Here is a 6,802-nt window from a genome sequence, read left to right as displayed (position 1 = left end):
GCCGGACCGGCCAGCGCGGGCGGGACGGCGGCCGCGGCGAGCCCGGCGGCCGCGAGGGCACCGAACTGCCGGCGCGACAACGGATTCTGGGCAGGGGGCGTCATGGCACTCTCCAGGGGTGACGGGGAGTTAACAGGAAACCAATCGGGACAACAGCTCCGGCGGGACCTCGCGGCGGAAGGCGGCGAGGTTCGCCCGCACCTGGCCGGCGCTCGTGGCGCCGACCAGGACGGAGGTGACGGCCGGGTGCGCGGCGGCGAACGCGAGCGCGCACGCGGCCAGGTCGTACCCCGCCGACGCGGCGACGTCGCGCATGCGCTGCGCGCGGGCCAGCAGGTCGGCCGGCGCCGGGGCGTAGTCGAACCAGGCACCCGGCCGGGGGTCGATGAGCAGACCGGAGTTGAACACCCCGCCGAGCACGACGTCCACCCCGCGTTCGCCGCAGAGGTCGAGCAGGCGCTCACCACCGCGGTCGAGCAAGGTGTACCGGCCGGCGAGCAGGACGACGTCGACGTCGAGCCGTTCGACGAACCGGGCGGGCATCTGCCACTGGTTCATCCCGACGCCGATCGCGGAGACCACGCCTTCGTCGCGCAGCCGGCACAGCTCCGGCCACGCCTCGGTCGCGGCCTGCTCCTCGTGGTCGTCGGGGTCGTGCAGGTAGACGACGTCGACGCGGTCGCGGCCCAGGCGGTCGAGACTGCCCTCGATCCCCCGGCGGACGGCGTCCGCGGAGAAGTCGAAGCGGCAGCCACCGTCGGTGAGCGTCCGGCCCACCTTCGTCGACACCACGAACGGGCCCGCGGGAAGCGCCCGGCCGAGCCGGCGCTCGGCCAGCCCGAAGCCGTAGTACGGCGCGGTGTCGAAGGAACGCACCCCGGCGCCGGCCGCCGCGGTGACGATCTCCGCGGCGGCTTCGGCGCCGACCTCCCCGAAGACGTTGCCCAGGCCCGCGGTGCCCAGGCCGAGGTCCGCCATCAGGTCTGCCGCTTGCCGCTGGTGATGCGGGACATCACCAGCGCGATGAGGATGATCGCGCCGTTGAGCGCACCGATCCACTGGGCGGGCACGCCGGCCAGGGTCAGCACGTTCTGGATCATGTACAGCAGCAGGATGCCGGTGAACGCGCCGAAGAGCGTGCCGCGGCCGCCGTTCAGGCTCACGCCGCCGATCACCGCGGCGGCGAACACCGTGAAGATGTAGCCGTTGCCCTGCGCCGCGGCCACCGACGCCAGCCGGCCCGAGAGCAGCAGCCCGCCGAGCGCGGCCAGCACGCTGGCGCCGATCAGCACGATCCACACGATCCGGTCGGTCCGGATGCCCGCGGCCTTCGCCGCGTCCTCGTTCCCGCCGATCGCGTAGAGGCTGCGGCCGAACCGGGTGTAGCCGAGCAGGACGATCCCGCCCGCGAACAGCAGGACGCAGATCCAGATCGACGCCGGGATCCCGGCCCACAACGTCGTCCCGAGGTAGAGCATCGAGTCGGACATGCCGAAGAACGTCTGGCCGCCGGAGATCCCGGTGAGCAGGCCGCGCAGCACGATCAGCATGCCGAGGGTGACGACGAACCCGCTCAGCCCGAACCGGACGATCAGCAGGGCGTTGAGGGCGCCGACCACGACCCCGGCGAGGAGCACGATGGGGACCCCGGTCCAGGACGGCAGCAGCCCGAGCGAATGGCCGCCGGTGATCGTCAGCCAGGCCGCCACGCCGGGCGCGAGCCCGAACGTCGATTCCAGCGAGAGGTCCATCTTGCCGACGACCAGGACCATCGTCTGGGCGAGCACCAGCAGGGCGATCTCGGACATCGTCTGCAGGATGTTGATCACGTTGTCGTACTGGAGGAACACCGGGTTCACCAGCTGGCCGACGACGGCGATCGCGATGATCCCGGGCACCAGCGCGAAGTCGCGCAGGCGGGCCAGGGCGATGCGCCGGGGCGCGGCGGCCGGTCCGGTCCGCGGCGGGGCGCCCACCGCGGCGGGGCTTTCAGGCATCGAGGTCGACTCCTTCCATGGCGGCCACGACCTCGCGGTCCTGCCAGCCTGCGGGCATTTCGGTGGTGAGCCGGCCGTGCACCACGACCAGCAGCCGGTCGCACAGGCGCAGGTCGTCGAGTTCGTCCGAGGCGATCAGCACCGCGGTGCCCGCCGCGGCGGCCTCCGCGACCTTGCCCAGGAGGAACTCCTTCGACCGGACGTCGACCCCGGCGGTGGGTGTGATCAGCACCAGCAGCCGGGGGTCGCCCGCGAGGGCGCGGGCCATCACGACCTTCTGCTGGTTGCCGCCGGACAGCGCGGACACCGGCAGCTCGGGGCCCGGCGTCTTCACCGCCAGCCGGTCGATCATCTTCCCGGCGAGCCGGTCACGCAGGCCCGACCGGACGAAGATGCCGGGACCGAGCCGGTCCATGACGCTCATCGTCGTGTTGTCCGCAATGGACATCTCCGGCACGAAACCCTGGTGGTGCCGGTCTTCCGGGACGAATCCGACCCCGGCGGCCAGCGCGGACGGGACGTCGCCGGGCCGCGGCCGCCGGTCGGTGACGAAGACCGTGCCGGACGTGGGTTTGCGCAGCCCGGCCAGTGCCTCGGCCAGCTCGGTCTTGCCGCTGCCCCCCGACCCGGCCAGCCCGACGATCTCGCCCGGGGCGACGTCGAACGACACGTCCTCGAAGAACGGGGCGAGGCTCAGGTCGTCCACGCGGAGGACGGGTTCGTCGCCGTGCCGGACCGAGGACGCGCGTTCCTGCACCGTGACCGCGTTCTCGCCGGTCATCGCCGCGACGAGGTCGGCCTTCGGCAGCTCGGCGACCGGCGCGGTGAGGACGTGCCGGGCGTCCCGGTACACCGTCACCGTGTCGCAGATTTCGTACACCTCCTGCAGGTGGTGGCTGATGAACAGGAAGGTGACGCCTTGCCGCTGCAGCTCGGCGACGTGCCCGAACAGCCGGGTGATGGCGGCCCCGTCGAGCTGCGCGGTCGGCTCGTCGAGGATGACGAACCGGGCGCCGAACGACAGGGCCCGCGCGATCTCCACGAACTGCCGCTGCTCCACGCTCAGCTCCCGGGCCGGCCGGTGCACGTCGACGTCCACCGACCAGCGTTCCAGCAGCTCGGCGGCCGAGCGGCGCAGCGCGGCCCAGCGGACGAACCCGCCGCGGGTCTCCTGCCGGTTGAGGAACAGGTTCTCCGCCACCGACAGCTCGGGGATGATCGTCGACCGCTGGTACACGCAGGCCACCCGGGACCGCCAGGCGTCCCGGTCGGCCAGGGCCGGGGCCGGCTCCCCGTCCAGCCGCACGGTGCCGGCGTCCGGCTCGGTCAGTCCGGTGAGGACGGACACCAGGGTCGACTTGCCGGCTCCGTTGCGGCCGACCAGGGCGTGCGTCTGTCCGGGTAGGACGGTCAGGTCGGCGTGGTCGAGCGCCACGGTGGCGCCGTAGCGCTTGACCACCCCGTGCGCCTCGACGACCGGCACGGTGCTCATGTTCGCTTCCTCTCGCCAACCGGATCAGCTCTTGCTGTTGCCCCACAGGGACTGGTCGTCGACCTTGACGCTGCTCACCGGGCCGAAGGTGGCACCGTCCGCGGTGACCAGCGGCGCGGCCAGCTGGTCCTCCATCAGGCCCTCGCGGACCTGGATGATGGTGCTGTCGTGGTCGGTCTTGCCCGCGGCCGGCGTCTTCCCGTCGATGGCGTCCTTGACGTACTGCAGGGCGTACTTGGCGAACAGGTCCGCGGGCTGGGACACGGTCGCGTCCATTTCGCCGGCCCGGATCTTGGCGAGCTCCTCGGGGATACCGTCGTTGGACACGATGAACACGTGCTTCGGGTCGCTCGCCGGGACCGCCAGGCCACGCTGCTTCAGCAGCTGCAGCGTGCCGGACAGGGCGAAGCTGGACTGCATGTAGACGCCCTTGATGTCCGGGTTCGCGGTCAGCCGGGTCTGCAGCTTCTGGGCGGCGGTGTTGGCGTCCCAGTTGGTCGCCTCGCCGAACACCGTGATGCCCGGGAAGTTCTTCTTCATGCAGTCGTTGAAGGCTTCGGTGCGGTCGCGGCCGTTGATCGAGGCGAGGTCGCCCTGCAGCATCACGACCTTGCCCTGGCCGCCGAGCTTGGTGCCGAGGAACTGGCAGGCCTTCTCGCCGTACGCGCGGTTGTCGGCCCGCACGACCATGTAGACGTTGCCCTGGTCGGGCCGGGTGTCGACGGAGACGACCGGGATCTTCTTGGTCGCGAGCTGCTGCAGGGTCGGGATGATCGCCGCGGTGTCCTGCGGGGCCATCACCACGCCCTTGACGCCCTGGCTGATCATCGTCTGCACGTTGGCCGTCAGGTTGGCGACGTCGTTCTGCGAGTTGGTGGTCTTGAGGTCGAGCCCGAACTGCCCGGCGAACTGGGGCACGTACTTGATGTAGGCGTTCCAGAAGTCGGTGTCCGAGCGGGGGTAGTCGACCCCGACGACGGTCTTGCCGCCCGAAGCGGCGGTCGTGCCGCCGCCGCTGCAGCCGGCCAGTGCGGCCGCGGTCAGGACGCCGGCGGTGACGACGACGGCGGCGCGCAGGTGCGGGAACTTCATGACCTCTCCTCGTTGACAGGTTTCGGGCGGAGACGGAGGCCGGACATCCCGCCGTCCACGGCGAGATCGGTGCCGGTGGTGGCGCCGGACTGCGGGCCGGCCAGGTAGCAGATCGCCGCGGCGACCTCGTCGGCGGTGACGAGCCGGCCGGTGGGCTGGCGCGCGGCGAGCGCCGCCAGCTCGGCCTCGGGATCGTCGGCTTGCGAGAGCAGCCGGTCGATCCACGGGGTGTGCGCGGTGCCGGGGTTGACGCAGCACACGCGGATGCCTTCGGCCAGGTGGTCGGCGGCCATCGCGCGGGTGAGCGCGAGGACCGCGCCTTTCGTGGCGCTGTAGAGCGCTCGTTGCGGCAGCCCGGCGGTGGCCGCGATCGAACAGGTGTTCACGATCGCCGCCGCGGCCGACTCCCGCAGGTGCGGCAGCGCCGCGCGGGTCACTCGCACCATGCCCACGACGTTGACGTCGAAGACGCGGTGCCACTCGGCGTCGTCGTTGTCGGAAACCGTGCCCTGCGCGCCGATCCCGGCGTTGTTGACCAGGACGTCCAGGCCGCCGAGGTGCTCGACCGCGGCGGCGATCGCGGCCCGGACCGAGCCGTCGTCCGAGACGTCGGCCCGCACCCCGGTCAACGGTTCCCCGACCCGGTCGTTCAGGTCGAGGCAGACGACCCGGGCGCCGCGCCCGGCCAGCATCCGCGCGGTGGCGAGCCCGATCCCGGACGCGCCGCCGGTCACAACCGCCCGGACGCCGTCGAACTCCCCGCCGCTCACGCGACCACCACCGCGTCCCGCTGCCAGACCGGGCCGTCGGGGAACCGGTACCGCGCCACGGATTCCGCGTGCAGCCGCGCGCCGAGGCCCGGTTCGCGCGGGGCCAGGTAGCGGCCGCGCTCGATCCGCACCGGGTCGACGAAGTGCTCGTGCAGGTGGTCCACGTACTCGATGACCCGGTCCTGCTGGGTCCCGCTCACCGCGACGAAGTCGAACATCGACAGGTGCTGGACCATTTCGCACAGCCCGACCCCGCCGGCGTGCGGGCACACCGGGACACCGAACTTCGCGGCCAGCAACAGGATCGCGATGTTCTCGGTGACCCCGGCGACCCGGCTGGCGTCGAGCTGGAGGACGTCGATCGCTTCCGCCTGCAGCAGCTGCTTGAACATCACCGCGTTGTGCGTGTGCTCGCCGGTGGCCACCTTGATCGGCGCGACGGCCCGGCGGATGGCCGCGTGGCCGAGCACGTCGTCGGGCGAGGTCGGCTCCTCGATCCAGTACGGGTCGAACTCGGCGAGCGGGCGCAGCCATTCGATGGCCTGCCCGACGCCCCAGGCCTGGTTGGCGTCGATGGCGATCCGGACGTCCGGGCCGACGACGTCCCGCGCGAGCCGCAGCCGGCGGACGTCTTCGTCGAGGTCGGCCCCGACCTTGAGCTTGATCTGGGTGAAGCCGTCCTCGACCGCCTCCTTGGACAGCGCCGCCAGCTTCTCCGGCGAGTACCCGAGCCAGCCGGGAGTCGTGGTGTAGGCGGGAAAACCGGACTCCAGGAGTTCGGCCTGGCGGGCCGCGCGGCCGGGTTCGGCGCGGCGGAGGATGTCGAGGGCTTCGTCGCGGGTCAGGGCGTCCTGCAGGTACCGGAAGTCGACGAGACCGACCAGCTCTTCCGGGGGCATCTCGGCGAGCAGGCGCCAGACCGGCTTGCCTTCGCGGCGGGCGCGCAGATCCCAGGCCGCGTTGACGATCGCGGCGGCGGCCATGTGGATCGCGCCCTTGTCCGGGCCCAGCCACCGCAGCTGGCTGTCCCCGGTGAGCCGGCGGGAGAACGCGCCGAGGTCGGCGAGCGCGTCGGCCACCGGCATCCCGATGACCAGGGGCACGAGCGCCCGGACCGCGGCGACCTCGACGTCGTTGCCGCGGCCGACGGTGAAGGCGAGCCCGTAGCCCTCGTCGCCGTCGCTCGTGCGGATGGTCACGTACGCCGCCGAATAGTCGGGTTCCGGGTTCATCGCGTCGGACCCGTCGAGGCTCAGCGAAGTCGGGAAGCGCACGTCCACGGCGTCGATGGCGCTGATCACTTCGGCCAACGGGGCCACCTCTCCTTCGGGGCAGACAACATATGTATGGCTACGCGTCGGCACGCGGAATGTCCAGAGTCGATCCGTAACACGGCAATAACTTGGACTCTGAGTAGTTACTGACTACTTTCCGCACTTTTACATATGATG

Annotated in this window: 6 protein-coding genes; all 6 read right to left on the bottom strand. The window is 71.6% G+C overall.

Translation table 11 applies throughout. The features are described 5' to 3' along the window. Nucleotides 1-129 precede the first annotated feature (129 nt). Genes ACWEVN_RS16575 through ACWEVN_RS16550 form a run of 6 tightly spaced genes read right to left on the bottom strand, consistent with a single transcriptional unit; the run spans nt 130 to nt 6,670 of the window. Complete coding sequence (locus tag ACWEVN_RS16575) at nt 130-978, bottom strand: aldo/keto reductase (protein WP_452051815.1); 849 nt, start codon at nt 976-978, stop codon at nt 130-132. Next, entirely contained in the window at nt 978-1,997 is a 1,020-nt protein-coding gene (locus tag ACWEVN_RS16570; RefSeq protein ID WP_452051814.1) for an ABC transporter permease, read from the bottom strand. The genes ACWEVN_RS16575 and ACWEVN_RS16570 overlap by 1 nt, the downstream gene beginning before the upstream one ends. Continuing rightward, nucleotides 1,990-3,489 carry a sugar ABC transporter ATP-binding protein gene (locus tag ACWEVN_RS16565; RefSeq protein WP_449682417.1) on the bottom strand — a complete coding sequence of 500 codons (1,500 nt, stop codon included), beginning with the start codon at nt 3,487-3,489 and terminating at the stop codon, nt 1,990-1,992. The genes ACWEVN_RS16570 and ACWEVN_RS16565 overlap by 8 nt, the downstream gene beginning before the upstream one ends. A gap of 24 nt (nt 3,490-3,513) precedes the next feature. Then, on the bottom strand, nt 3,514-4,581 hold the full coding sequence (locus ACWEVN_RS16560) for a sugar ABC transporter substrate-binding protein (protein ID WP_452051813.1): 1,068 nt from the start codon (nt 4,579-4,581) through the stop codon (nt 3,514-3,516). Next, on the bottom strand, nt 4,578-5,351 hold the full coding sequence (locus ACWEVN_RS16555; RefSeq protein WP_452051812.1) for an SDR family NAD(P)-dependent oxidoreductase: 774 nt from the start codon (nt 5,349-5,351) through the stop codon (nt 4,578-4,580). The genes ACWEVN_RS16560 and ACWEVN_RS16555 overlap by 4 nt, the downstream gene beginning before the upstream one ends. Next, nucleotides 5,348-6,670 carry an enolase C-terminal domain-like protein gene (locus ACWEVN_RS16550; protein ID WP_452051811.1) on the bottom strand — a complete coding sequence of 441 codons (1,323 nt, stop codon included), beginning with the start codon at nt 6,668-6,670 and terminating at the stop codon, nt 5,348-5,350. Before ACWEVN_RS16550 ends, ACWEVN_RS16555 begins: the two co-directional genes overlap by 4 nt. Nucleotides 6,671-6,802: the final 132 nt, after the last annotated feature.

Source organism: Amycolatopsis sp. NPDC003861 (assembly GCF_053605405.1).
Note: the sequence above shows the minus strand (reverse complement) of the source record. Positions and strands in the feature narration are given on the sequence as shown.

What these genes read in the sequence shown, in the direction of transcription:
- ACWEVN_RS16575 (WP_452051815.1), bottom strand. Translation starts at nt 978, where the DNA reads ATGGCGGACCTCGGCCTGGGCACCGCGGGCCTGGGCAACGTCTTCGGG.
- ACWEVN_RS16570 (WP_452051814.1), bottom strand. Translation starts at nt 1,997, where the DNA reads ATGCCTGAAAGCCCCGCCGCGGTGGGCGCCCCGCCGCGGACCGGACCG.
- ACWEVN_RS16565 (WP_449682417.1), bottom strand. Translation starts at nt 3,489, where the DNA reads ATGAGCACCGTGCCGGTCGTCGAGGCGCACGGGGTGGTCAAGCGCTAC.
- ACWEVN_RS16560 (WP_452051813.1), bottom strand. Translation starts at nt 4,581, where the DNA reads ATGAAGTTCCCGCACCTGCGCGCCGCCGTCGTCGTCACCGCCGGCGTC.